This is a genomic window from Ruegeria arenilitoris (genome assembly GCF_013030265.1).
Classification (GTDB): domain Bacteria; phylum Pseudomonadota; class Alphaproteobacteria; order Rhodobacterales; family Rhodobacteraceae; genus Ruegeria; species Ruegeria arenilitoris_E.
The window spans coordinates 135,205-160,808 of the sequence record NZ_WPZQ01000012.1 but is presented as its reverse complement, the minus strand read 5'-3'; the positions used below and the strand labels follow the sequence as shown (position 1 = coordinate 160,808).

The window sequence follows — 25,604 nt, the reverse complement described above, 5'->3', positions numbered from 1 at the left end:
ATCGTAGGCTCACAGTTCCGCAATCATCCGAACGATCCGAAGTGAGTGGTGGTCGTTCATTAACAATTGAACTAGTTATAACACGAGCAGATCGACAAATCTCGTTAAGCTTTCACCGCAGTTCAAACTTGGCAATTATCGGCCTATCTCCGCAGAGACGGGGTGGCAAGAAAGCGCCACGTCAAGCCCCGGATGGGGCGCCAGCGCGGGTTCGACACGGACCAAATACCGCCGCTGTTGCCAGAATAAGCCCGGACATCGTAGCGATCATTCCCGCAGCGCTCACTGCATCGGCCCCGCCCAGCCACAAGGGTCCATAGCCCGCCAGTACATAACCCGACACGGCCGAGACAATGGCAAACACAACGCTCCACGCAATCTGCGCCTCAAGCCTGTTGGTCATCATGCGCGCAGCCGCAGGCGGACAAATGAACATGGCGATCACGATGATCGAGCCCACAGCATCAAAGGCGGCAACTGCAGCAATGGCCGCGACGATAACCAAAGCCATGCCCAACGCTCCCGTCCGGATCCCGATGGTGCGGGCAAAGCCCTCGTCAAAGGTTGATATCTTGAGTGGTCGCCAGAACAGCCAAGTGAATAGGATTACCCCTGCAAGCGTCAACGCAATTCGGGGCAGTTCTGGCGGAAGGCCCGCCAGCGCCTCTAGGTCCCATAAAGAGGGCCAGCCCGTTGCATCCAGCCAGATCAGGCTTTCGAGGTTACCGTATAACGCATGTTCCACGTCCAGATGGACGGTCGAGGTATCGGTTTGCTCCAGCAGCAGGACCCCTGCCGCAAACATTGTGGTGAATACAACACCCATCGCCGCCCCCGGTTCGATCTGACCCAGCCTTCGAATGGCTTCGATCAGAACGACGGCAACCACAGCGGCCCCTGCAGCGCCCAGCATCATGGGCCAGGTTGAAATTGCGCCGGTCAGCAGGAACGCAACGACAATACCAGGTAGCACCACATGACTGATCGCATCCCCGATCAGCGCCTGCTTGCGCAGCACCAGAAAGTTGCCGGGCAAAGCGCAGGCAATTGCCGCAAATGTCCCGATCAGCATCGGCGTGAGAGACAGCGGGACAAATTCTTCTCCGCTCATGGCCGAACCTCCTGCGGGCCACCAATGCGGCGGTCGATTTCCGTGATCTGGTCTTGGGTCAGAACAGTCTCGATATCGCGTAGACCGTCATAGAGCGCAGCGGTGGCTTCATGGGCCTGATCAGCGCGCACGATCTCCCAGCGTTTTTCGTCGCGCAGCGCTTTGGCCGCGCGCGCTTTTCCGGTATCGGTCGCAACACCATCGGCGCGAACCATCCCCTCACGCCGCAAAAGGCGCAGGGTCAAAGGCTCATAGATCTTCTGGCCTTGTGCGAGTGCCAACAACCCTTGCCGGATATGAACCCGGCGTTGAAACCGCAAATGGCGCAGAACCGCAGCCAATACGCCACGAACGGGGGCAAAGAACAGCGACAGGGCAAAGAAGGCAAAACTGACCAGAACGATGATCGGGCCGGTCGGCAAATTCGGTGCCGAAGCCGACAACGCCGCCCCAATATATCCAGCAAGGCCGCCAGCCAGACCAGAAAGCAGCACAACGCGATCCGCGCGCTGGGTCCAGAAGCGTGCCGTCACGGGTGGAATGATCAAAAGCGCCACGATCAGGATCAGACCTACAATCTTCAGGCCAACCACCGTCACAGCCATGACCAGCCCCATCATGGCAAGGTCGATGCGATGCACGGGCAAACCGCGAGCGGCAGCATATTCTGGATCAAAGGCCACCATCATCATGGGGCGTCGGATGATCATCACCAAAACCAGCGTAGCTGCGCCACCAAATGCGATGATCAGTGCATCAGCCCAAAGCATGCCCGCAGTCGATCCCAACAGGAAACCTTCTAGGCCGGCCTGACGGCCCACGCCCATTGTCTGGATCACTGTCAGAAGCACGATACCTAAACCAAAGAACACCGACAGGATCGCGCCTATCGCGGCATCTTCTGCCAAACGCGTATGGCGGGTGAGCCAGTTCATCGCAACCAGACCAATCCAGGCCGAGATTGCAGAGCCAGCCAGCAACCCGAGCAGATTGCGCCCGTCACCCCCCAGTGCGACCAGGATCATGAAGGCGATACACACACCCGGCAACGTCGCGTGGCTGATGGCATCGCTGACCAGAGCCCGCTTGCGCAGGAAAAGAAATGTACCCGTCACGCCAGCAGAAATACCAAGCAACGTGGCACCAACCGCCACCAGCGTGGCGTTATAGCCAAGCTGCAGCGTCAGAGCATCCCAAAGCATGATTTACCCCAATGCGCGTGAAATCTGATCGATCTGCGCCGTAGCCAGACGACCACCATAGGCAGCTTGCAGGGTCTCGGCAGTAAAGGCCTCGGCCACCGGACCTTCGGCTACCTTACGGGTATTGATCAGGAATACATGGTCAAAATAGTCGGTAACGGTTGCCAGGTCGTGATGTACGACGACCACGGTTTTACCCGCCTCTTTAAGCGACTTCAGAACAGCAATAATGGCTTTTTCGGTTGCCGCATCAACACCGGCAAACGGTTCATCCAGCAGGTACAGGTCCGCATCCTGTGCCAATGCACGCGCCAGAAAGACACGCTGCTGCTGACCACCTGAGAGTTGGCCGATCTGACGATCAGCAAAATCGCGCATTCCGACCCGGTTCAGGCAATCCATTGCCCGCGACATGTGGCGCGCGCGGATACGGCCCAACAAGCCCAACTCTCGCGACAATCCCATCAACACCACGTCAATAACACGGGTTGGGAAATCCCAGTCGACACTGGCGCGTTGTGGAACATAGGCAATACGGGCGCGCTGATCATTCAACGGCTTTCCGTAGACTGTCACCTGTCCGGACAACGGCGCGACTACTCCCAATGCTGCCTTGAGCATGGTTGACTTACCCGCCCCATTCGGGCCGATGATTGCGGTCATCGCACCGGGCTCTACAGTCATATCAACCGAGAACACCGCCGGTTTTTGCCCATATGAAACGGTCAGGCCGCGAATGGCGAGCGGGCTGCTTTCCACGCTCCGCTCTTCCACCGACACACCCTGATCAGCCGCAAGCTCCAACATGGTCTCAGAACCCCGCCGACAATTTGCCGTTCATGCCGCGCTCTGGCACATCTGCGCCCAGCGCACCTGCAATCACGGTAATGTTGTGATCCAGCATGCCTACGTAAGTGCCTTCGTATGATCCCGGCTCGCCCATGGCATCTGAATACAGCTCTCCACCGACGCCGACCTCATGACCTTTGGACGCAGCCCCTTCGATCAGGGCGCGCATTGAGCGGTCAGAGACAGAGCTTTCGACAAACACAGCTGTCAGTTGCTGGTCCACCAGCGTATCGACCAACTCGCCGATCCGGTTCAGGCCAGCCTCGGACTGGGTTGAAATACCCTGAATACCCAGAACCTCATAACCGTATTCCTCGCCAAAATATCCAAACGCATCGTGCGCGGTGACCAGTACACGGCTGTTTTCCGGCACCGCAGCCAGAACTTGTTTTCCGTAGGCATCCAATTGATCGATTTCTGCGAGAAATGCCTCGGTATTGGCGGCAAAGGTTTCGGCTGCTTCGGGGCGGGCTTCGGTTAGTGCTTCCTGTACCTGAACCACCACATCTTTCCACAAAACCGGGCTCATCCACAGGTGCGGATCGTATTTGTCTGCGTAATCGTCATGCGCACGCAACTTGGATTTATCGACACCGTCTGCCACGGCGACCACGTTCCGTTTGCGATCAAGATCATGAAAGAACTCTTCCATCTGCGCTTCCAGATATAGACCATGCCACAGCACCAGATCGGCGCGGGTCATCGCCACGATATCGCTGCGGGTCTGACGATAGGCGTGCGGATCGACACCTGGCCCCATCAGGCCTTTGACCTCAACTTGATCACCACCCACCTGACGCGCGGCATCAGCGATCATACCCGTTGTGGCAACTACCTTCAGAGGTGCTTCAGCCCACGCCGCCAAAGGCATAGCCGCGGCAAACGCGATTACTGCAAGAAAACTGCGACGAATCATTTCCGACCCCATTTTGGTATCCACTTGAGAATGAATATGCGAACCATTCGCAACTAAGTCAACGCTATTGAGAATTATTCGCAAGAAAACCTATTATATTTGTCCAAATGGTCAAAAAATGTGACCTGAAGAATGTTACACATCTTCCATTTGGCCGCGTCCCGTGCGATTTTGGCGCAAACCTCCCAAAGGATGTGAAGATGGAAACGCAGAGCTCAGAAAGCCCCGTGCGCACCGCGCATCTGCCGCAAGTGACCGAGCCCAGAAACCCCGGCATGGACCTCGATCTGGACTGGGTACGCGCAGTGCAGGTCAATACCTCGGCCATAGAACGGCGCGCCGCGACCTTGCCCGGCCGTCGGTCGGTGAAGAAAGAGTATCAGGCCGCGTGGCTGCTGAAGGCGATCACGATGATCGACCTGACCACACTGTCAGGTGACGACACGGTTGGCCGCGTTCGCCGCCTTTGCGCCAAAGCCCGGCAACCCGTGGCGCTTTCGGTTCTGCAGGCGCTGGACATGCCGCCGATCACCACAGGGGCCGTTTGCGTCTATCACGACATGATCGAAACCGCCGTGGGCGCCTTGCACGGCACCGGCATTCCGGTTGCGGCCGTGTCGACGGGCTTTCCGGCAGGCCTGTCTCCGTTCCACCTGCGCGTGGCAGAGATCGAAGAAAGCGTTAAGGCCGGGGCCGAAGAGATCGACATCGTCATATCGCGCCGTCACGTCCTGTCAGGCGACTGGCAGGCTTTGTATGAAGAAATGAAGGCCTTCCGCGTCGCCTGCGGCGATGCCCATGTCAAAGCCATCCTCGCCACCGGAGAACTGGGCAGCCTGCGTAATGTCGCGCGTGCTTCACTGGTTTGCATGATGGCGGGCGCTGATTTCATCAAGACTTCGACCGGTAAGGAAAGCGTCAACGCCACCCTGCCCGTATCGCTGGTGATGATCCGCGCGATCCGCGACTACTATGACCGCACTGGCTATCGGGTCGGTTACAAGCCCGCAGGCGGTATCTCGAAGGCCAAAGATGCGCTTGTCTACCTGTCGCTGATCAAGGACGAACTGGGCGATCGCTGGTTGGAACCGGACCTGTTCCGCTTTGGCGCGTCGTCGTTGCTGGGCGATATCGAACGGCAGTTGGAACACTATGTCACCGGGTCCTACTCGGCTGGCTACCGTCACTCCATGGGCTGAATAGTTTCAATGTTCAAACTAGCCACAACCACTTCGTTGCTTCTATTGCAATTTGGCCCTGTCTATTCTGAGGCAGTGGAATGCAGTCCGTGGATCGTTGATGGCAAAAGCAACGGCAACACCGTGAGTATCGACATAACCGATCAACAACTCACTTGGACCGACGGACACATCGAGTTCAAAGCTCCAATGGTCGATGAAACGCCACTTGGTCAAATCTTTGCGGGACACGGCGAAGTCTACTTCGCTTACTTGAATCGTACAAACTCCACAGAAAACGTGAAATCCAAACCACTTAAAGTTGTACGCATTCCCCAAGATCAAGCCACAGTTCGATTCCTCACCCTCAACTGCGGGGAAAACTAAAATGACAGTCAAAGAGATTTTTGAAACCATGGACTATGGCCCTGCCCCCGAAAGCGCCGCGGAAGCGCTTGCTTGGTTGGTCGATCAGGGCGACAAGTTCGGTCACTATATCGACGGTGCCTTCACTAAACCTGGCAAAGGGTTCGAAAGCCGTAACCCGGCTAACGGCGAGGTTCTGGCTAAGCTAACGCAAGCCAAACAAGCCGACGTGGACGCCGCAGTCGCTGCCGCGCGCAAGGCGCAGCCGAAGTGGGAGAAGTTGGGCGGCGCAGGTCGTGCGCGGTACCTCTATGCCATCGCGCGCCTATTGCAGAAGCACTCGCGTCTGTTTGCCGTGCTGGAAAGCCTCGACAACGGCAAACCGATCCGGGAGTCACGTGATATCGACATCCCGCTGGCGCAGCGGCATTTTTACTATCACGCGGGCATGGCGCAGTTGATGGACAGCGAACTGCCCGATGCTGAGGCGTTGGGTGTCTGCGGGCAGATCATCCCGTGGAACTTCCCGTTGCTGATGCTGGCGTGGAAAATTGCCCCGGCTCTTGCGATGGGCAACACCGTGGTTCTGAAACCAGCCGAATACACTTCGCTGACCGCACTTCTGTTTGCTGACATTTGCACACAGGCCGGGCTGCCCAAAGGCGTTGTCAACATCGTCACTGGTGACGGCGCAGTGGGCGAGATGATCGTGAACTCGGACGTGGATAAGATCGCCTTTACCGGCTCGACCGTTGTGGGCCGCCGCATCCGTGAAGCAACCGCGGGTTCCGGCAAGGAACTGACATTGGAGTTGGGCGGCAAGTCCGCCTACATCGTCTTTGACGACGCGGATATTGATTCAGCCATCGAAGGCTTGGTCGACGCGATCTGGTTCAATCAGGGCCAGGTCTGCTGTGCGGGCTCGCGCCTCTTGGTGCAAGAGGGCATCGCGGACCGCTTCCATGACAAGCTGTGTGCCCGTATGGACAAGCTGCGCATCGGCGATCCGTTGGACAAGTGCATCGACGTCGGTGCGGTTGTGGACCCCGTGCAACTGCAGACCATCAAGAGCATGGTCGAAAGCAACACGGTTGGGCATGTTCATCAGGCGGCTTGCGATCTGCCTGCGAACGGCTGTTATTACCCACCGACGCTGATCTCGGGCCTCGAGACATCCGATCCGCTGATGCAGGAAGAGATCTTTGGCCCGGTGCTCGTTTCCTCTACCTTCCGCACACCGGAAGAGGCGGTCGAACTGGCCAACAACACCCGTTACGGGCTGGCCGCGACGGTGTGGACCGAAAACGTGAACCTCGCGCTGGATATTGCCCCCAAGCTGGTCGCTGGCGTGGTCTGGGTGAATGCCACCAACCTGTTCGACGCCGCCGCTGGTTTCGGCGGAGTGCGCGAAAGCGGCTTTGGCCGTGAAGGCGGTTGGGAAGGTCTTGCGGCCTATACCAAGCCCAAGGGCAAGGCCAAGCCGCTGGCGAAGGTCGAAGCCATCATGGGCGAAGGTGCACCAGTCGATCTCATCGACCGCACCGCCAAGATGTTTGTCGGCGGCAAGCAGGCACGGCCCGATAGCGGCTATTCGAAACCCGTTTGGGGCAAGTCCGGGCTATTGGGCCACGTGGGCCTCGCCAATCGCAAGGACGTCCGCAACGCGGTTGAGGCTGCGGCGGGGGCCAAAGGATGGTCCAATACCACCGGCCACCTGAGGGCGCAAATCCTGTATTACATCGGCGAAAACCTCTCGGCCCGCGCCGACGAGTTTGCCGCTCGCATCGACGCGATGACCGGCAAAAAGGACGGCGCGAAGGAGGTTGAGGCTTCGATACAGCGTCTGTTCACAGCCGCCGCATGGGCCGACAAGTATGACGGTCAGGTACATGGTGTTCCGATCCGCGGCGTGGCGATCGCCATGAAAGAGTCGGTCGGCGTGATCGGCGCGCTATGTGCGGATGAGGCGCCTTTGCTGGGTCTGGTCTCGGCCATGGCGCCTGCGATTGCGATGGGCAACCGGGTGGTGCTGACCGCAAGCGAACCCTATCCGCTGGCGGCGACCGACTTCTACCAGATCCTTGAAACCTCGGACGTGCCTGCTGGCGTGGTCAACATCCTGACCGGCAGCCATGCGGAATTGGCGAAACCGCTGGCCTCGCACCTGAACGTCGATGCGGTCTGGTCCTTCTCGTCCACCGACCTGTCAAAAGAGATCGAGGTCGTCTCGGCCGGGAACCTGAAACGGACCTGGGTGAATAACGCGACGGCATTCGATTGGGGCATGGACCATTCCCGCCGGTTCCTTCAGGCTTCGACCGAGATCAAGAACATCTGGGTGCCCTACGGCGAGTAGGGCTCCCCTCCAAGGGAGGCCTACATGGATTTTTCAGGTAAGACCGTCATTGTCATTGGCGGAACTAGCGGTATCAATCGCGGCATCGCCGAGGCCTTTGCGGCCTCGGGTGCCAAACTGGCCGTCGCCAGCCGTTCACAGGAAAAGGTCGATGACACCGTTGCCGCACTGAAAGCTGCGGGCGCACAGGATGCAATCGGTGCGGCGTTTGACGTGCGTGACCCTGAGGCGGTAGCCGAGGGCCTTAAGCAATTCCACGACGCATTCGGTGACTTCGACGTTCTGGTGTCTGGCGCGGCAGGCAATTTCCCGGCATTGGCGGCGGAAATGTCGGTCAATGCGTTCAAGACCGTGATCGATATCGACCTGATGGGCACCATCCACGTGATGAAGGGGGCGTATCCCTATCTGAAGCGCCCCGGCGCCAGCATCATCAACATCTCGGCCCCACAGTCCTATCTGCCTTACGAAGGTCAGGCTCATGTCTGCGCCGCCAAGGCAGGCGTCGATCAGATCACCCGCACATTGTCGATGGAATGGGGCGTCGAGGGTATCCGAGTGAACTCCGTGGTGCCGGGCTTTATCGAGGGCACTGAGGGCGCCAAACGTCTGGCGCCAACTCCGGATGCCGGAGAAGCCTTGCGCAAGGATGTTCCGTTAGGCCGCTGGGGTCAGCCGCAGGACGTGGCGAACGCCTGCCTGTTTCTCAGCTCCGATCTGGCCAGTTACATCAGCGGCACTGTTCTGGCCGTTGATGGCGCGCTTTATCAGCGCGGGTCGGGCAAGTTCGGCCAGATGATGGGGCAAATGCTGCGCAGCATGAAAAAGGGCTGAGCAGCGCTCAGCCCCAATTTCTTAGTTCGTGGTGTCCAGACCCACAGGTTTGCCGACCACGGTAAAGTGCAGCCCCTCCGGGTCGAGCAATTCTGCAGCGACCCGGTTGACCTCTTCCAGCGTTATCGCGTTCACCTTGTCATTACGGGTGGCGATGTAGTCGATGGGCAGGTCTTCCATCTGCATCCCGACCATAATTCCCGCAATCTGCCCGTTTCCATCAAATCGCAACGGATAGGCACCGGTCAGGTAGGTCTTGGCATCGTCCAGCTCTTTCTGGGTCACGCCTTCGGTCGCGGCGCGGGTCCATTCATCGCGGATCACTTCAACCGCTTGGGCGATACGGTCGTTGGCTGACGAAACCGACCCCAGATAAACCGAAGCGAGATCCTTGGGCACAAGGTAAGTTCCCACACCATAGGTCAGGCCACGCTTTTCCCGGACTTCGTGCATCAGACGGCTTTCAAAACCACCACCGCCGAGAATGTGGTTCAGGATGTATGCAGCGAAGAAATCCGGATCGTCACGATCGATGCCTTTCTGCCCAAACAATGCAACGGATTGAGGCGTGTCAAACTCCACAACATTAACGCCACCAGAGATCGTCACATCGGCCCGATCAGGTATCGGCTTGCCGGTTTCCGGCAGCTCTGCAAGCAGTTCATCCAGCAGAACACCCAGTTCTTCTGCAGTGATATCCCCGACCGCACCAACATAAAGGCGATCTTTGGCAAACACGCCGTCATAGGCCGCGATCACGTCATCGCGGGTCAAAGCCGACACGCTTTCGATTGTACCCTTGCCTTCTGACCCGTATGGGTGATCACCAAATGCCATTTCGGCAAAATTTCGGCCTGCAATATCATTCGGGTCGGTCTGGTCAGATTTCAGACCAGACAGTACCTGAGCGCGTACTCGATCTACCGCATCCTGATCGAACCGGGGTTCGTGAATTGTGGTACGCAAAAGATCGATAACCTCATCCCTGTTTTCTGTCAGGAACTGAGCGGAAATCGAAACTGTATCATCAGTAGCATTATACCTGAACGAGGCGGCCAGTTCTTCCAGTTCACGGGCATAGGTGCGGGCATCCATATCACCCGCACCTTCCTCGATCAGGCCGCTCATAAGGTAGACTGCTCCGCGTTTGTCAGGATCATCCAGTGAGGTGCCTCCGCGAAAACGCAACTCCAGCGCGGTAAAGGGGATCGAGTGGTCTTCGACCAGCCAGGCCTTGATGCCGCTTGGAGAGGTGACCTCTTCAATCTCGATCTCGGCCCAAGCAGGCAGTGCGATGACAAACGCAATCAGCGTCGCAAAAATCCGTTTCATTGCGTCACCTCATCGTCGCGCATCAGCCATCCGGTCACCGACGTTTCGGGTTGTATCACCTCACGCGCGGCGGCGATGATCTCATCCGCCGTCACAGCCTGAAGGATATCAGGCCAGGCCTGCACATCCTCGACTGTCAGGCCACTGGTCAGAGCCCGCCCATAACGGTTTCCGATCCCATCCACATTGTCGCGCGCATAGGTCTGGGCCGCACGCAACTGCATCTTGATCCGGTCCAGATCTTCCTGATTCACGCCTTCGGCGATGAAATCCGCGACTGCCTGATCCATTGCATCCTCAGCTTCCTGCAGAGATACGCCTTCGGCCGGAACAACGATCAGGTCAAAGGTGGTGTCATCTAGGGACACACCCCGGTAGAACGCTCCGGTATAGACGACCTTCTGCTGTTCGAACTGCAGCTTCTCATTCAGGTATGAGGTCGTGCTGCCACCCAGCAGTTCCGCCAGCAGATAGAGGGCGGCGGCTTTCTCCTGTGCACCGGCGTCCCGTTCCGGGGCCAGATAACTGCGCTGAACATATGGCTGTGCGACACGCGGATCTTTAAAGGTCAGGCGACGTTCTGCCGTTTGCGGCGGCTCTTGCGAACGCACACGTTCTGGCAGGTCCGGGTTGGCGGGGATCACACCATAATACTCTTCAGCCAGCGCTTTGACTTCATCCGGCTCCACATCACCGGTAACGACCAGAATGGCGTTATTGGGGGCATAATGGGTCTGGTAGAAGGACAGCGCGTCTTCCATGTCCAGCGTTTCCATCTCGTGCCTCCAGCCAATGATCGGCACACCGTAACGGTGATTGAGGTACTGGGCCGCGCTCATTTGTTCCCCGAACAAGGATCGCGGATTGTTTTCAGTGCGCTGATTGCGTTCTTCGAGAATCACATCACGCTCTGTGGCGATATCATTTTCAGTCAGACGGATGTTGCGCATCCGGTCCGCTTCCATCCGCATCATCAGCTCGAGGCGGTCTGCGGCGACCCTCTGGAAATAGGCGGTGTAGTCATACGAGGTGAAGGCGTTATCATTGCCTCCGTTCGCAGCAACAGTTGCCGATAGTTCACCTGGCGCCATGGTATCAGTGCCCTTGAACAGCAAATGTTCCAGAAAATGGGCGACACCTGACGATCCAACAGGTTCATCGGCTGATCCGGCGCGATACCAGACCATGTGCTGGACAACCGGTGCGCGATGGTCTTCGACCACGACAATATCCATGCCGTTATCCAAAGTAAATGTAGTGACTGCTTCGTGCCCGTCTTCAGCCAAAAGCGGGGTCGCAGAAAATAAGGCGGCCGACAAGGCCAGAGCCCGAACCATAGGGCATCCTCCGTTTCGTTACAGTGTTCAAACTACGGTGGCGCCCGCCGGGTTCAAGAGAGATGACGGAAAGTTAAATATTATTCATCCGGCGGGGAGGACGGTGTTTCATACCCGCGGCGACGGAACGCTTCGGTCTGTTGATAGGGGTCGATCGCGTCACGTTTGTAGACTTCTGCGTAACGGTCGATCTTGAACAAACGCAGGCGTGTCCAACGGCTCTGACGGTCGCGGAAATCAGCATCTTCCTGATTGACGGTCTGACGGGTATTTGCCGGAACGCCATATCTGCTGGATGCTGTAACCAGCGCCGCATCCGAGGATGGGACAGAGGTGTTTGGATTCAGAGCTGCAGCGTTTCCACCCAGGGCCACCACAGCGTCTGCTTTCGGATTAGGATCCGTCAGGTTAGCGCCGCCTGGCGTCGGAGCCGGCAAAAACTGATAATCTTTGGGCTCTGTCAGCGGTTTGACTGGCAGAACCGAGAATTCATCCGGTCCCGCGCCAGGCGGTTCCAGATTGCGCAAGCCGATATCAGAACATCCCGCAACCAAAGCAGCGAGTGTCAGAGCAAATAGGGCACGCGGCATCCGCATTATCGTCTCCAGCCTGTTTCAGGCGCTTTTATCGCATATCATCGGGCGCGTCACGAGGCCTTTTTGCTGTCAAATAACACCAGACCGAGAGCGCCTGCAAATATGAAGACATCCGCCAGATTGAACACAAACGGGTTGTTGATCCCGCAGCAGGACATGTTCAGGAAATCCAGAACATATCCATATAACAGGCGGTCCACCACGTTGCCCAATGCGCCACCGATCAACAATCCGCCACAGATCAGCATAAACTTGGACGCCGCTACACGGCGGAGCCAGATCAATACTGCCAGGCTGATGGCTATCGAGATACCGATCAATACCCAACGCGCGGCTTCGCTATTGCCCTGGAATAAGCCGAAATTGATACCGCGATTCTCTCCGTATTTGAAAACGACCAGCGGTGGCAGAACGTCGATACCACCGGGTTGTTCAGCAACGCGCATCACGTGAACGACCAGATACTTGCTGATCTGGTCGATCAGAAACGCGGCCAACCCGGCCCAGAACAGAAACCGATACCGCATCAGTGACGGAAGTGCCGCATGCCGGTGAAGACCATGGCCAATCCGGCCTCATCCGCGGCCGCGATCACCTCGTCATCACGCATCGACCCACCCGGCTGGATAACACAGGTCGCACCAGCCTCGGCGGCTTCCATCAGCCCGTCAGGGAAGGGGAAGAAGGCATCAGACGCAACGGCCGAGCCGATGGTGAGCGGTTGCGGCAAGCCGAGCGCGTCGGCCATGCGTTCGGCCTTCTTGGCGGCAATCATGGCAGAGTCCAAGCGGCTCATCTGACCCGCGCCGACGCCAACGGTCGCACCATCCTTCACGTAAACGATTGCGTTGGATTTAACGTGTTTCGCCACTTTCCAGGCAAACAGCAGGTCGCGCATCTGCTCTTCGGTCGGTGCCTTCTTAGTGACGACCTTCAGATCGTCCATGCCGACAAAACCATTATCCTTGTCCTGCACAAGCAGACCACCCGCTACCTGACGAACGGTCTTACCGCCTGCGGTCACGTCCGGCAGAGCTTCAGTGGTCAGCAGGCGCAGGTTCTTCTTGGCCGCGAAGATCGCCTTTGCTTCATCCGATGCACCCGGAGCGATCACGACTTCGGTGAAAATCCCGGTGATTTCCTGTGCAGTTTCGGCGTCAAGCGGTTGGTTCAGTGCCACGATCCCACCAAAGGCCGAAGTCCGGTCGCAGTCGAAGGCTGACTTATACGCTTCCAGCAAGGTCGCGCCTGTGGCAACGCCGCAAGGGTTGGCATGCTTGATGATGGCACAGGCCGCACCTTTTGCAGGATCGAACTCGGCCACCAGTTCAAACGCTGCGTCTGTGTCGTTGATGTTGTTATAGCTCAGCTCCTTGCCCTGGTGCTGAATGGCGGTCGCCACACCCGGACGGTTGGTTCCATCAGTGTAGAAAGCCGCTTGTTGATGACTGTTCTCACCATAGCGCAGGGTCTGTTTCAGCTCACCAGCAAAAGAGCGTCGCTTTGGAGCCTCAAGCTGCAGTGCGTCGGCCATCCAATTCGAAACTGCAGTGTCGTACGCTGCGGTTCGGGCGTACGCCTTTTGCGCCAGCCACTGGCGGAAACCATAAGAGGTTTTGCCGTAATTCTCTTCCAACTGATCCAGAAGCGAAGAGTAATCTTCGACATCCACAACCACGTTCACAAAGGCATGGTTCTTCGAGGCCGCACGGATCATTGCGGGTCCGCCGATATCGATGTTCTCGATGCATTCGTCGTAGCCCGCGCCTTTGGCCACGGTCGCCTCGAACGGATAGAGATTCACGACCAGCAGGTCGATTGCGCCGATGCCATGTTCATTCATCGCAGCGACATGGGTGTCGTTGTCGCGTAGTGCCAGCAGACCGCCATGCACCATCGGGTGCAGGGTTTTCACACGGCCGTCCATCATCTCGGGGAAGCCAGTAATCTCACTGACATCCTTCACCTCAAGCCCCGCATCACGCAGCGCCTTGGCGGTGCCGCCGGTCGACAGCAGCTCGACCCCGCGCTCGGCCAGCGCCTTTCCCAGCTCGATCAGCCCGGTCTTGTCGGAAACGGAAAGCAACGCGCGGCGCACGGGGTGAAGATCGGTCATGGGTCCAAAGGTCCTTTTGGCGTCAGTCAAACTCGGGCTCGTCCCGGTGCAGATCGCGTACGGCATAGGCTGTATCCTGAGCCTTGCTCAGCGTCCACCGGATGCGGGTCGCATACTCCATTGCGCGCCCGGATAGAACGATCTGTTTTGTCGCGCGGGGCTTTAATCTGCCTTTTTCAAGATAAACACTTGGTTCAACGGACAATTTTCCCACACCATCATGGCGGAAAACCCATATCTCACCGCTTTTGAGCGCCATCGACACGGCCGCACCACCCAGATCGATGGCCGCATCCACGTCCGGATGCAGGTGAAAGCGGATGTCAAAGGCGATGCCTTTCAGGCCCGAGCTGTCCATTGCCCGGTCAAATTGCCGCTTCGCCTTGTCAGTGGCGGTCAGCAAAATGTCCTCGCCCGCCAGTTCGCGCCCATCAAAACGCAACTCGAATGTGCGGGCATGAGTCAGGCCAAAGACCTTGGTATATCCATCATGCCCCACCATAAAGCGGGTGCCCTCAAAGGCTTCCTCAAACTCATGGGGTATATCTTGCGGCGCATCCACAAGCGCCTCATGCGCCGAACCTTTGAGCGGCTCGGTCAAACGAGCGCTCGAATAGCCATCAAGACATAGTGTCGAATGCGAGGGCGTGGCCCGACCAGCACGACGCCAGTCCAGCCCGAAACTCTCGCCTGATCCGCAATTCACGATCAGCGGGCGGCGTCCCGACGTCAGTTCGAAAGCCAAAGTCGAAGCATGCGCATTGTACGAGGCTGCCCCTTTCGGCGGTATGCTGGCATCGACAATCACCGTTGTGCGCGCGGCGGATAATCGGGCATACCCCATCGACAGCCCTGTCGACAGTTGCGGTTTCACGCCACTTTGCGCCAATGCCTGATCTAACCGTCCCTCGACACCTCGGCCGCCGCCATGAAACCGAGCCAGTGCGCCATCCGCATGACGCAGGCTGCGCAAAGTTGGGGCGATCCGTTTGATCGCTCGGGTCTGGGCTGCGGGCGTTCCCCGACCCACCTCGTGCAAAGCCGCAGAGGTCCAGGCCAGCAAGGTGAATACTTCAAGCAACTCCTCGGGGTTCCGCGTCGGTATCCCCCCTTGTTCATCCACCTGCCGGTCACATTCCCGGGCCAGTGCGCGCAAGGCCGGATCTGACATCGCCTCGAGCCCTTCGAGCGCAAGTCCCGCCTGTACCAGCCCGGTCAAGGCTTCAAACCGGGGCAGCCCCGGTGTCGCCGCATTCCAGCGTTTGGATAAAAACCAGGTCTGTTGCGCAAGTGAACGAAAGAACAGCTTGCTTTGCGTATCATTCGCCCCGCGCAATAGGAAAAGGGCGTGATTGATCCAGCGGATCAACCGCCGGCCTGTCAGATCGGGCGCCCAGCCAGGGCCCTGCCCTCGCCCATGCGTCTCAATCCAGCCCCAAACCCAGCGCTGCGCCTTTTCCCTCGCACGCATGTCTCCAACAGCGGCCAGATCATCCAACCAGGCAAAACCGTGCCGTTCATCATCAAAAGGGGCGTTTGGGGCTATGACATCCCAAAGATCGGTATCCTGAGCCTCGACCAGATACCCCGCAAACAGCAAGTTTCCTGCAACCAGCTGCCGTCCTCGGGCATAGGAACCAATTGTGCGCGGTTCGGGTTGTCCAACGAACCCCGTCACCGCCTTTCGGCGCTGACTAAGCCGCGCATAAAGACGGTTCTGAAACCGTATCCACCGGCTGGCCATGGTGTCCGTATTCGACATGACGCTCGTTACTCTGCCCCTAACGCTCTGCTGGCGCTTGAACCAACGATAGCGAGCGACGAAGGTCAAGTCACCGAAAAGCGGCCTGCTCAGACCGATTTGTTGAGACAGGCGACATAGAACCCATCCATTCCACCGCGTTCTGGCCAATAGTCCGGCCGCAGACGCAGGCCTCCTTCGTCGGTGATCCAGTCACTTTCGACACCCGGAACATCCAGAGCTTCACGGTTTATCCGCATGTCCGGATACATCTCCAGCGCCTCTTCGATCTGCACTTCGCCTTCATCCGGCAGCAGTGAGCAGGTGCAATAAACCAGCCTCCCGCCGGGTTTTAACAGGGACCATGCGTGGGCGAGCATCCGGGCCTGCAACTCGATCAATCCACCAAACTCGGACCCGTCCTTGGCAAAAGGTAGATCCGGGTGCCTGCGAATTGTGCCCGTGGCAGAACAAGGCGCATCCAGAAGGATGGCGTCGTATTGCCCCTGATGCTCCAGCGCATCGCCAGTGACTACATTCGCCTTCAAGCCGGTACGCTTGAGGTTTTCCTGCACCCGGGCGATTCGGGCCTCGGAAACATCCAGTGCTGTTACATCGGCACCTGCAGCGGCCAATTGCAGCGTCTTGCCACCCGGCGCTGCGCATAGATCCAAAATCTGCTCGCCTTGTTGTGGCCCAAGAATGCGAACCGGCAAGGCGGCCGCTGCATCCTGCACCCACCAATCGCCAGCTTTGTATCCGGGCAAGGCAGAAACCTGGCCTGCGTCCTGCAACCGGACCGAACCTGTTGGTAGGGCGTCTCCTCCCGGCGCCTTGGCGCCCGGCTTCAGAGTGACATCCAATGGTGCGCCTGTGAAATGCGCCTGTTCCATCCCTTTGATGGCATCCTGACCCCATGCGGCGATCAAAGGCTCTCGCAACCATTCCGGCAAGCGGGGAACACGCATTTTGGGCCAGGCGTCCGGGCCTTCGTCAGCCACTTTGCGCAGCACGGCATTCACCAGCCCTTTAAGCCGACCGTGTTTGCGCGACCTTCCAACGATCTCGACCATCGAATTCACTACGCCATGCGCAGCCTCACCATGGCATAGCTCAACAGTGCCAAGGCGCAGCGCGTTATGAACAGTCAATGCCGGGGTACGCTTCAGGTGGCTTTCAAGCAGCCGGTCCGCACGTTCCAGACCGCGCAGGGTTTCCAAGGTCAGGCGTTGTGCCCGGGCACGATCCTCGGGTGTCAGTCGATCCAGCGCACCCGCAGCAAGACATTCGGACAACAGTCGCCCCTCGCTCAGAATCTGATCCAGCAGATATACTGTGCTGCGCCGTGCTGCTGTTGCGTTATTGGACATGAAACCGCCTTTGTGACTTGTGCCCGCATTGCGTTTGGCGGACGGGGGCGTATATCAAGGCTGTGCACGGAAAGGAACCCGAAGTCATGAGTGACGACCGCAAAGACCTGCCACTTGCCGCACAGCGCGCACTTGCCGAAGCGGAAGAACGTCGTCGCAAGGCCGAAGCGGATGCAAAGGCGTTACCCAAAGAACTCGGCGGTCGCGATGGCCCGGATCCAGCACGCTTTGGCGATTGGGAAAAAAAGGGAATCGCGATCGATTTCTGACCTGTCAGGCAACCTCTCGCAGGGCCTTTAAAAAATCCGTTAAAAGGGCGTGTTGTCTCTTTGACTGCGCGCGTTCCTCGGGCCAGGTCAGCCAATATCCGTCCTTCGTTTTCAGCTCCGGTAGATCCAGCCTGCGTAATCTGCCCGCCTGCAAATCACCTGCAGCCAGCGGGATAGACCCCAGAACAATACCCAGCCCTTGCCGCGCCGCAGTGATCGCGTGCTCCATCGAGTCAAAACTGAATTTGGTGAAAGGTGGTTCGCCTTCGCCCGCCTGACGCGCCCACTCGCGCCAGCCTGGCCGCTCACCACGCAGGTCAATCACGGGCGTCCCCCATTCGATACCGGGGGCAGCCATCGGCACCAGAACCTCAGGCGCGATCAGGGCCGAATCCCGGCCCGGCCACGCCCCGCGACCATACCGTAGCTGCAACCATGTGCGTTCCTCATCCAATGACGTCCGGCGGGCGACCGAATCCGTTGTCACCTGCACCTTTGGCCTTTCCGCGTGAAACGCCGCAAGGTACGGAAGAACAAGCGCGTGGATATGCGAAGACAAACCCGCCACTCGCAACTCACGTGGCGACTTTCCGAACAGATCCTCGGTATTTCGCTCCAGCGCCTGCAGACTGTCCTGAACCAGCGGCAGATAGCTTTCGCCCTCGACCGTCAGCGACACACCACGCGCCTCGCGGACAAACAGCGACCGGCCCAGCCAGACCTCGAGGTTTCCAATTCGCTGACTGACCGCCGCCTGTGTCAGACCAAACTCGCGCGCGGCCGCGGAAAAGCCCCCCAGCCTTCCAGCGGCTTCAAATACGCGCAACCAATCCAGCGGGGGCAGTCCGACCTTTTTCTTAGCCATTAGATTTTCCAAGCCTCAGCAGAAAGAAGGATTAATTGTCGTAATGCCACAACCAGCGTATCTCCTCAATCAAAGCTCGCGCTGAACAGGAGAATCCCCATGCTGCGCCTCGCCACCCTTGACTCGTCGGTCGTCACCGTAGACTTCAGCGACGGCACGAAGGCTCGTTTCCATGCAATCTGGTTGCGCGATAACGCGCTGGACCCCGAAACCCGCGCAACGGGGAACGGACAACGCCTGATCACCATCGGCGACATTCCTGCAGATATCTCGGTCAGCGCTGCTGAGGTCGTGAATGGCGATCTGCAGATTACCTTCGCACCCGAAGACAAAACCGTCACCTTCCCGGCCGATTGGCTGGCGGGTCACGTCTATGATCGCGATCACACCCAGCAGGCCGGCAGGCTTGCACCCGGTATCACTTCATGGGAGCGCGGCATCGATGCCCCAAGCGGTGACTGGACACAGGTTCATGAAAATCCAGCCGCCAAACGCGATTGGCTGGCTGCTGTCGCAGAGTTTGGCTTTGCCAAGCTTACCAATGGCCCAACCGAGCCGGAGTCTTTGCTGAAGGTGGCTGATCTGTTCGGTTATGTCCGCCAGACAAATTACGGCCCCTACTTTGAGGTTCGGACCGAAGTTAACCCCACCAACCTCGCCTATACCGGCCTTGGCCTGCAGGCGCATACTGACAATCCCTATCGCGATCCGGTGCCAACGCTGCAAATCCTCTATTGCCTGGAAAACAGTGCCGAAGGTGGTGACTCGATCGTAGTGGATGGCTTCCGAGCCGCTGAAAAGCTACGTGATCAGAACCCAGAGGGTTTTGCCCTTCTGGCAGGTTATCCCGCACGTTTCGAATACAAAGGCTCGGATGGCGTATGCCTGCGCTCGCGCCGCCCGATGATCGAACTGTCGCCGGATGGTGAGCTGATTGGCATCCGTTTCAACAACCGCTCTTCCGCACCCTTCGTCGATGTGCCCTTTGACCAGATGGAGGCGTATTATGCCGCCTACCGCCAGCTTGGCGAGATCATCGATGATCCGGCCATGGGCGTGTCGTTCAAGCTGGAACCGGGCGAAAGCTTCATCGTCGACAACACCCGCGTTCTGCATGCGCGCCTAGGCTATTCCGGCGCAGGTTCACGCTGGTTGCAGGGTTGCTATGCCGACAAAGACGGGTTGCTATCCACATTGGCCGCGATGGAAATGGCCCAGCCGGAGGCGGCGGAATGAAACCCGATTTCTCGACCCTGAACCGAGACAATATAGTTGCCTTCATCGGAGATATCTTCGACCGCCGTGGCGGTGAAGAATACCTGGGGGAACCCGTCACCATGGCCGAGCACATGCTGCAAGGCGCCACCATTGCCGAGCAGAACGGTCAGTCCGAAGAGATCATTGTTGGTGCCCTGCTGCATGACATCGGTCATTTCACATCCGAGTTTGGGACGTATCACCCGGATGACACCGAAGATCGTCATCATGAAGACGCGGGCGCGGAAGTGCTGGAGCAGTTCTTCCCGTCGGTCATCACCGACTGCTGCCGATATCACGTGGCAGCCAAACGCTATCTCTGCGCCACCAAGCCCGAATACTTCAACCGCCTGTCCACCGCTTCAGTCCATACACTGGAACTGCAAGGCGGCCCGATGAACGCCGAAGAAGTCGCTGAGTTCGAAAGCAACCCGAACCTGAAAGAGATCATTCAGGTCCGCTATCTGGACGAGGCAGGCAAACGCGCGGACATGGAAACCCCGGACTTCGCCCATTTCGCACCAATGGTACAGCGTATGGTGGACAAGCATCTGGGGTCGGCATGAGCGCGCCTGAGTATATATTCGAGGCCAGCTCGAAACCCTCCCTGCCTTGGCACGAAGTTCCACTGATCCGAGCCACCGACGAATCCGTCAAAGGCTATGGCTGCCTGGTCGATGATCCTGACAGCTTTGAAATCGAAATCGTCCGTTGGCCCCAACAGGGCTGGCGGCCGATTGACGAAGGCACCGGCGACGAGGCGGGCTGGGTCGAGGGTACGTTCAAATGCGACTGGCATGGTGACGTGCTTTATGGAGAGAATGAAGCAGTCAAAGGCCACTATGTGCTGGGCTGGTCCGCCGATCCGCAAAAGGCACAGACAGAAAGGCAATCTGCACCGCGCGATCAGGTGCTGCTGTGGCATATGAACTACCACCCCGACGGTGGACAAATGTTTTGGCCGCTGGACAACAAACCGTTCATCGTGCCCGCTGCACTGCCCGGCGACAACCTGACCCCGGACAAGGTTGTGGCGTTCTGGTGTGATGGCTCACGCGGTCTCTATATCCATCCCGGCATCTGGCATGAGGGGATTTTCCCCGTCGAGGACAATCAACGTTTCCTTGATCGCCAAGGCAGGGTCCATGCCCGAGTCAGCGCCGATATCGGCAAGGAATTCGGAGTTTACCTCGCCTGTCCGCTGCGCGCGGACAAGGTTCGGGATCTTTGACAACACAAAGTCTTGGCAGGGCCGACTCCACTTGGAACCGGCCCTGCAAACGATCGGATATCCACTGACCGATTATTATTCCTGCTTAGCGGACAACCCGGCATAGATCAGCACAGTCACAAGAATGATTGCACCCCCGATAAAGCTTGCGACAGGCGGAATTTCTCCAAAGAACCCGAAGGCAAATAACGGCGCAAAGACCACTTCGGTCATCAGGATCATGCCGACTTCCGGCGCGGTGATATAACGTGTCGCAACCGCTGACATCACACGGCCAAACGGCGCGGTGAACAGTCCCATGACCCCCATGATGAGCCATGTGCTGAGGCTGTACCCCGAAGGTTCCGCCACTGTCGCCATCGCAAGTGCAAGGAACAACCCGCCCAGCCCGACGCTCGCCATGCGGCTGACGTCCTGATATTTGCGCAACAGAGTTTGGTTCAGCGACAGGCAGATCACCGCAAAGAACGCGAGCAAGTCGCCCTTGAGGTTCCCCGAGCCAAAAGACCCCGACACCACAATTGCGATCCCCAGCATAACGAACACGATCGAAATCCAGGTAGACCGTTTTGTGATTTCTTTCAGGAAGAACCAGCTGAACAGAGCAGCCAGCGCGGGCGAGGTGCTGAGGATCACAAAGGTATTGGCGACCGATGTGTTCTTGATGCTCAAAACAAGGGCCGAGGCGCTGCCCAGCATCAACAGGCCCGACAGCAAGATTGGCCAGCCGCCGGCCTTAAGGACTTCGATCAATCCACGCTCATCCCGCAATTGAATGAACGCCGCCATCGAGATCGCCGTGAACAATCCAAACAGAAAGGCGGTGTCAAATCCACCGACACCCGAGAGGCGGATAAAAATGGGATCAAAGCTCATCAGCAAAGCGCCAAGAAGGGCAATCGCAATGCCGGCCATGCGTGGGTTTTGGGATCGCAGAGCGAGGGCAGAGGAAGGTTTCATGTCAGCCACCAAATAGAATCATACTGATCGGTATGATTATTACTCACTTGCGTAGATTTCAAGATTATCATACCAAGTAGTATGATTTTAGGGTGCAAGCATGAGCAAGCAGGAAACACGCAAAGAAAAGACCCGCCAAGCAATCCTGAATGCCTCGAAATCTGTCTTTCTGACAGAAGGTTACGTTCTGGCCAGCATGGACACGATCGCAGCTCGGGCGCAGGTCACGAAACAGACGGTCTATCGGTACTTTCCATCAAAGCTGGAGCTGTTTGAAGCAACGCTCAGGCACATGGGCCCAGGACCCAAGGCGGATTTTCTGGAGAGTCTGGAGGTGCCAGACACGCGTGAAGCCCTTATCGGATTCGCCACCGGTTTCATGCGATCGCACCTGAGACAAGAGCATCTGGATACAATCCGCCTGCTGATCGCCGAGGCACCAAAAGCACCAGAAATCGTACGTTCATTCTTTGCGATGGGACCGAGCGACACCAAGGAACGCCTGCACGAATTCTTCAATAACCGGCTTGGTGTAGACCAACCGGAAATCCCGATGCGCCTGTGGACGGCCATGTTGTTTGCTCATCAAGAAGCCGCAATGCTGGGGCGCGGCATCCCGACTGAAGAGGAACTGGCAATCTACGCTGAAACGGCAACTGACTACCTGCTCGCTGGGCTGGCCGCGCGGACTTAAGAATCCCTTAACCCCTGACCGGTTCTTCTGTGTTATTCTCGGCATATCGTTCGCGAACGTCATGTCAGGGAGGCATCTTATGGGCTTGAACAGGCGCAAAGTTGTGCAACTTGGAACCGCTGCCACGGTTGGGGCAATGCTGCCCCGGATTGCAATCGCAGCAACAGATCAACATGAGGCGTTTGAACTGGAGTTCAGAAAAACGTTGGACCGTCTGAAATCCGCATTTTCCGAACTTGGGCTACAAGAAGCCACGCCGCTTCCGATTGCGACCGGTACCGACGACTATAACGGAGGCCTGCGACACGATTTCGATCAAGACGCGCTCCCCGCCAATGCCTTCGTGATCCAGCCGCTGGCCCGAGTGGGAGATGTCGGTGAAAAATCCCGAGCAGATGTTTTACCACTGTTTCATGAAGTTGGCTGCCATCCGGAGGGTGCCGCCAATGGTCAAACCACAACCCGCCTGATGATACGGCTTTTGACCGAAAGCTTTGCCCTCGATCCATCCCGCATCGCCTTTGTCAGCGTTCCGCAAGCCGACAATATGCGTCCGGTGCTGGACGAGATGGGCCTGCCTTTTGCAGAAAAGGTCCTGTTGCGGGATGAGGCCGAGGCTTTGGCCGCCCGCGACGCCTCGGGCTATTTCTTTCCTGATCCGTTTGGCGACGACTACATCGTAACGATGGGCGTCTATTACCGCGTCGGCGATACGGAAGAACCGGCCCCTTCCGCCTATCCCCCAACGGCCAATTGGACCGAGATCGGTGAGATCGTAATCGACGGCACCGCCGCGCCTCTTGGCATCTCAATCGGGGCCGAGCGCCTGACCTTTGCGGTGACCGGCAAGTTTCCGACTTGGGACCAGCGGTTAGGGCTGCTCTTTTCGACGGCGGGAGAAAACGGCGCAGAGCCGCCTGGCCTGGCCGCGTTCCGGTAGCAGGGACTACAGACTACAGCCCCAGCACATCCACCATGTCATACTGACCGGGCGCTTTACCCTGTCCCCACAGCGCTGCCTTCAGCGCGCCGCGGGCAAAGATGGCGCGATCTGTGGCCAGGTGGCGCAACACAATACGTTCTCCGGGGGCAGCGAACAGGACGTCGTGTTCACCCACAATGTCGCCGCCACGAATAGCATGGAAACCGATATTGCCACGTTGGCGCGCACCCGTGATGCCGTCGCGGCCCCGGTCAGACACATCTTCCAGCTTCACGCCGCGTCCTTCGGCAGCGGCCTCACCCAGCATCAATGCGGTGCCCGACGGAGCATCGACCTTGTGGTGGTGATGGCCTTCGACGACCTCGATGTCGAAATCCTCATCCAGCGCAGCGGCAACCTTTTTGGTCAGTTGCACCAGCAGGTTCACGCCGAGGCTCATGTTGCCTGCCCGCACGATGACAGCGTGTCGCGAAGCCGGTTCCAGCGCGGCGATCTGTTCGTCAGTCATGCCGGTGGTGCCGATCACATGAACACAACGCGCCTGCGCAGCCAGAGCGGCAAATTCCAACGTCGCTTCTGGCGCGGTAAAATCGATAACGGCTTGCGCCTGCGAAAACGCCTCAAGCGGATCATCGGTGACTTTCACGCCCAGCGCCTGACCGCCCACCGCTTCGCCGACATCCTGCCCGACCCAGTCGTGGCCCTTGCGCTCGACGACGCCCACCAGACGTGCCTGATCGCTGTCCGTGACGGTCTTGATCAGCATCTGGCCCATGCGGCCCGAAGCCCCTGTAATGACGATCCCCGGAATATGGGTCATTGCGCTGGTCCTTCATGTTTAAGTCGGCTCAAAGCCTCCTACCCCGTTCGGGGCCGCTTGGCAAAGCCCTGCTTTGGGCTTAGATCGGGGATATGGCAAAGAACAAATTCCACGATGGCCCCGGCCCGTCCCAACGACAGCTGCGCGTCGGCGAACTGATCCGCCGCACCCTGTCCGAGGTTCTGGCGCGCGGAGATGTCCACGACCCCGACCTGAACCGTATGTCGATCACCGTGGGTGAGGTGCGCACCTCGCCCGATCTGAAAATCGCCACCGCCTATGTGCTGCCGCTGGGCGGCAAAGGGCAGGAGGACGTGATCGAACTGCTGGCCCGAAACAAGAGCGAGTTGCGACGCATGGTTGGTAAGAAGGTCGGTCTGAAGTTTTCACCCGATCTGCGATTCCGTCTGGATGACACGTTTGACCGCCTGGACGACACACGCCGCATGTTCAATCAGGACGCGGTGCGCCGCGATCTGGACGAGTGATCCGAGCATTTGTCATCTTGGGCGCGGTCTTCTGGGCTGCGCAAGCTTCTGCGGTCACCTGTGAAAAGCTGACCCATGAGGACAAGCGGTACACTGTCTGCGAGGTGGATGCCGCCAACGAAGACCTGCAGCTGTTTCTCAACGACGAAAACGGTGACCTGCTAGGACATTTCTCTTCGGTAAACGAGGCGCTTGAACCTGGAAATAAACGTCTGGCGTTTGCGATGAACGCGGGAATGTACCACGACGACCGCTCGCCTGTGGGCCACTACGTTGAGAATGGTCAGGAGGTCATGCGAGTGATCCCGAATCCTGGCCCCGGCAATTTCGGCCTGTTGCCGAACGGGGTGTTCTGCATCCGGGAAGGTCGCGCTGACGTCTTCGAAACGCTGGATTTTGTCGACCAGACGCCCGAATGCCGCTTTGCCACCCAATCTGGCCCGATGCTGGTCATTGATGGTGAACTGCATCCGCGCTTTCTGCCCGATTCGACATCGCGCTATGTCCGCAACGGGGTAGGCACCAGCAACGACGGCACCCGCGCCGTGTTCGCGATCTCAGAGGACTACGTCACATTCCACGAGTTCGGCAGCCTTTTCCGCGACGTGCTCAACACTCCGAATGCGCTGTTCTTTGATGGCAATATCTCTCGCATGTATGACCGTGCGAGCAATCGATCAGATGTCGGGTTTTCGCTGGGACCAATCGTGGGCGTGGTTGAAGACGCACCCTGAAATTGACAGGGCGAAGGTGATCCGCTAACTCGCGCGCCT

Annotated in this window: 26 protein-coding genes; 12 read left to right on the top strand and 14 right to left on the bottom strand. The window is 58.2% G+C overall.

The genetic code is table 11. The features are described 5' to 3' along the window. Nucleotides 1-181: 181 nt before the first annotated feature. The 4 genes from GOX61_RS19630 to GOX61_RS19615 are packed head-to-tail and all read right to left on the bottom strand — an operon-like array spanning nucleotide 182 to nucleotide 4,078. A complete protein-coding gene (locus GOX61_RS19630) occupies nucleotides 182-1,111 on the bottom strand; it encodes a metal ABC transporter permease (protein WP_155146295.1) in 930 nt (309 codons plus the stop codon). After that, nucleotides 1,108-2,313: a metal ABC transporter permease gene (locus GOX61_RS19625; RefSeq protein ID WP_170336476.1), complete on the bottom strand. Its 1,206-nt coding sequence runs from the start codon at nucleotides 2,311-2,313 to the stop codon at nucleotides 1,108-1,110. Before GOX61_RS19625 ends, GOX61_RS19630 begins: the two co-directional genes overlap by 4 nt. Before the next feature lie 3 nt (nucleotides 2,314-2,316). Next, nucleotides 2,317-3,120: a metal ABC transporter ATP-binding protein gene (locus GOX61_RS19620; RefSeq protein ID WP_170336474.1), complete on the bottom strand. Its 804-nt coding sequence runs from the start codon at nucleotides 3,118-3,120 to the stop codon at nucleotides 2,317-2,319. Between the two features lie 4 nt (nucleotides 3,121-3,124). Beyond that, nucleotides 3,125-4,078 (bottom strand): metal ABC transporter solute-binding protein, Zn/Mn family, encoded by a 954-nt coding sequence (locus GOX61_RS19615; RefSeq protein WP_170336506.1) that lies wholly within the window; start codon nucleotides 4,076-4,078, stop codon nucleotides 3,125-3,127. Between the two features lie 200 nt (nucleotides 4,079-4,278). Between GOX61_RS19615 and deoC the strand changes: the two genes are divergently transcribed. From deoC to GOX61_RS19595, 4 genes are read left to right on the top strand one after another with little or no spacing between them, the layout of a single operon-like run. Next, a complete protein-coding gene (deoC, locus tag GOX61_RS19610; protein WP_170336473.1) occupies nucleotides 4,279-5,277 on the top strand; it encodes a deoxyribose-phosphate aldolase in 999 nt (332 codons plus the stop codon). Nucleotides 5,278-5,286: 9 nt separating this feature from the next. Then, the gene (locus GOX61_RS19605; RefSeq protein ID WP_170336471.1) at nucleotides 5,287-5,643 is read left to right on the top strand and encodes a hypothetical protein; all 357 of its coding nucleotides are present in this window, start codon (nucleotides 5,287-5,289) and stop codon (nucleotides 5,641-5,643) included. A 1-nt stretch (nucleotide 5,644) separates the two neighbouring features. Continuing rightward, on the top strand, nucleotides 5,645-7,978 hold the full coding sequence (locus GOX61_RS19600) for an aldehyde dehydrogenase family protein (RefSeq protein WP_170336469.1): 2,334 nt from the start codon (nucleotides 5,645-5,647) through the stop codon (nucleotides 7,976-7,978). 24 nt (nucleotides 7,979-8,002) lie between these two features. Continuing rightward, nucleotides 8,003-8,812: an SDR family oxidoreductase gene (locus tag GOX61_RS19595; RefSeq protein ID WP_170336468.1), complete on the top strand. Its 810-nt coding sequence runs from the start codon at nucleotides 8,003-8,005 to the stop codon at nucleotides 8,810-8,812. A gap of 21 nt (nucleotides 8,813-8,833) precedes the next feature. Here GOX61_RS19595 and GOX61_RS19590 read toward each other — a convergent pair whose 3' ends face one another. The 7 genes from GOX61_RS19590 to GOX61_RS19560 form a co-directional block, all read right to left on the bottom strand. Further along, nucleotides 8,834-10,144: a M16 family metallopeptidase gene (locus GOX61_RS19590; RefSeq protein WP_170336466.1), complete on the bottom strand. Its 1,311-nt coding sequence runs from the start codon at nucleotides 10,142-10,144 to the stop codon at nucleotides 8,834-8,836. Next, on the bottom strand, nucleotides 10,141-11,481 hold the full coding sequence (locus tag GOX61_RS19585) for a M16 family metallopeptidase (protein ID WP_170336463.1): 1,341 nt from the start codon (nucleotides 11,479-11,481) through the stop codon (nucleotides 10,141-10,143). Before GOX61_RS19585 ends, GOX61_RS19590 begins: the two co-directional genes overlap by 4 nt. Nucleotides 11,482-11,561: 80 nt before the next feature. Then, complete coding sequence (locus GOX61_RS19580; protein WP_155146312.1) at nucleotides 11,562-12,077, bottom strand: DUF3035 domain-containing protein; 516 nt, start codon at nucleotides 12,075-12,077, stop codon at nucleotides 11,562-11,564. 50 nt (nucleotides 12,078-12,127) lie between these two features. After that, nucleotides 12,128-12,604 (bottom strand): signal peptidase II, encoded by a 477-nt coding sequence (gene lspA / locus GOX61_RS19575; RefSeq protein ID WP_170336462.1) that lies wholly within the window; start codon nucleotides 12,602-12,604, stop codon nucleotides 12,128-12,130. Next, the gene (gene purH / locus GOX61_RS19570) at nucleotides 12,604-14,193 is read right to left on the bottom strand and encodes a bifunctional phosphoribosylaminoimidazolecarboxamide formyltransferase/IMP cyclohydrolase (protein ID WP_170336461.1); all 1,590 of its coding nucleotides are present in this window, start codon (nucleotides 14,191-14,193) and stop codon (nucleotides 12,604-12,606) included. Before purH ends, lspA begins: the two co-directional genes overlap by 1 nt. Nucleotides 14,194-14,215: 22 nt before the next feature. Continuing rightward, the gene (locus tag GOX61_RS19565) at nucleotides 14,216-15,955 is read right to left on the bottom strand and encodes a heparinase II/III family protein (protein WP_170336459.1); all 1,740 of its coding nucleotides are present in this window, start codon (nucleotides 15,953-15,955) and stop codon (nucleotides 14,216-14,218) included. A gap of 89 nt (nucleotides 15,956-16,044) precedes the next feature. Further along, complete coding sequence (locus GOX61_RS19560) at nucleotides 16,045-17,304, bottom strand: RsmB/NOP family class I SAM-dependent RNA methyltransferase (protein WP_170336457.1); 1,260 nt, start codon at nucleotides 17,302-17,304, stop codon at nucleotides 16,045-16,047. An 86-nt stretch (nucleotides 17,305-17,390) separates the two neighbouring features. Here GOX61_RS19560 and GOX61_RS19555 point away from each other — a divergent pair, with 86 nt between their 5' ends. Continuing rightward, nucleotides 17,391-17,573 (top strand): DUF1674 domain-containing protein, encoded by a 183-nt coding sequence (locus GOX61_RS19555; protein ID WP_170336455.1) that lies wholly within the window; start codon nucleotides 17,391-17,393, stop codon nucleotides 17,571-17,573. A gap of 4 nt (nucleotides 17,574-17,577) precedes the next feature. Here the strand turns inward: GOX61_RS19555 and GOX61_RS19550 are convergent, their stop codons facing one another. After that, nucleotides 17,578-18,438 carry a LysR family transcriptional regulator gene (locus GOX61_RS19550; RefSeq protein WP_170336453.1) on the bottom strand — a complete coding sequence of 287 codons (861 nt, stop codon included), beginning with the start codon at nucleotides 18,436-18,438 and terminating at the stop codon, nucleotides 17,578-17,580. A gap of 99 nt (nucleotides 18,439-18,537) precedes the next feature. Here GOX61_RS19550 and tmpA point away from each other — a divergent pair, with 99 nt between their 5' ends. The 3 genes from tmpA to GOX61_RS19535 are packed head-to-tail and all read left to right on the top strand — an operon-like array spanning nucleotide 18,538 to nucleotide 20,926. Beyond that, nucleotides 18,538-19,674 carry a 2-trimethylaminoethylphosphonate dioxygenase gene (tmpA, locus tag GOX61_RS19545; RefSeq protein WP_170336451.1) on the top strand — a complete coding sequence of 379 codons (1,137 nt, stop codon included), beginning with the start codon at nucleotides 18,538-18,540 and terminating at the stop codon, nucleotides 19,672-19,674. Continuing rightward, on the top strand, nucleotides 19,671-20,261 hold the full coding sequence (gene tmpB, locus GOX61_RS19540) for a (R)-1-hydroxy-2-trimethylaminoethylphosphonate oxygenase (RefSeq protein WP_155146326.1): 591 nt from the start codon (nucleotides 19,671-19,673) through the stop codon (nucleotides 20,259-20,261). The genes tmpA and tmpB overlap by 4 nt, the downstream gene beginning before the upstream one ends. After that, entirely contained in the window at nucleotides 20,258-20,926 is a 669-nt protein-coding gene (locus GOX61_RS19535; protein ID WP_170336449.1) for an ureidoglycolate lyase, read from the top strand. The genes tmpB and GOX61_RS19535 overlap by 4 nt, the downstream gene beginning before the upstream one ends. A gap of 75 nt (nucleotides 20,927-21,001) precedes the next feature. Here the strand turns inward: GOX61_RS19535 and GOX61_RS19530 are convergent, their stop codons facing one another. Beyond that, the gene (locus GOX61_RS19530; protein ID WP_170336447.1) at nucleotides 21,002-21,886 is read right to left on the bottom strand and encodes a DMT family transporter; all 885 of its coding nucleotides are present in this window, start codon (nucleotides 21,884-21,886) and stop codon (nucleotides 21,002-21,004) included. 100 nt (nucleotides 21,887-21,986) lie between these two features. Here GOX61_RS19530 and GOX61_RS19525 point away from each other — a divergent pair, with 100 nt between their 5' ends. Together GOX61_RS19525 and GOX61_RS19520 are read left to right on the top strand one after the other, a co-directional pair. After that, nucleotides 21,987-22,580, top strand: a complete 594-nt coding sequence (locus GOX61_RS19525; protein ID WP_170336445.1) for a TetR/AcrR family transcriptional regulator — start codon at nucleotides 21,987-21,989, stop codon at nucleotides 22,578-22,580. A gap of 79 nt (nucleotides 22,581-22,659) precedes the next feature. Further along, on the top strand, nucleotides 22,660-23,520 hold the full coding sequence (locus GOX61_RS19520; RefSeq protein WP_170336443.1) for a hypothetical protein: 861 nt from the start codon (nucleotides 22,660-22,662) through the stop codon (nucleotides 23,518-23,520). A 13-nt stretch (nucleotides 23,521-23,533) separates the two neighbouring features. Here the strand turns inward: GOX61_RS19520 and dapB are convergent, their stop codons facing one another. After that, complete coding sequence (dapB, locus tag GOX61_RS19515; RefSeq protein ID WP_170336441.1) at nucleotides 23,534-24,343, bottom strand: 4-hydroxy-tetrahydrodipicolinate reductase; 810 nt, start codon at nucleotides 24,341-24,343, stop codon at nucleotides 23,534-23,536. Between the two features lie 92 nt (nucleotides 24,344-24,435). Between dapB and rbfA the strand changes: the two genes are divergently transcribed. Both rbfA and GOX61_RS19505 read left to right on the top strand, forming a co-directional pair. Then, nucleotides 24,436-24,831, top strand: a complete 396-nt coding sequence (gene rbfA / locus GOX61_RS19510; protein ID WP_155146337.1) for a 30S ribosome-binding factor RbfA — start codon at nucleotides 24,436-24,438, stop codon at nucleotides 24,829-24,831. Next, entirely contained in the window at nucleotides 24,828-25,565 is a 738-nt protein-coding gene (locus tag GOX61_RS19505) for a phosphodiester glycosidase family protein (RefSeq protein WP_170336439.1), read from the top strand. Before rbfA ends, GOX61_RS19505 begins: the two co-directional genes overlap by 4 nt. Nucleotides 25,566-25,604: the final 39 nt, after the last annotated feature.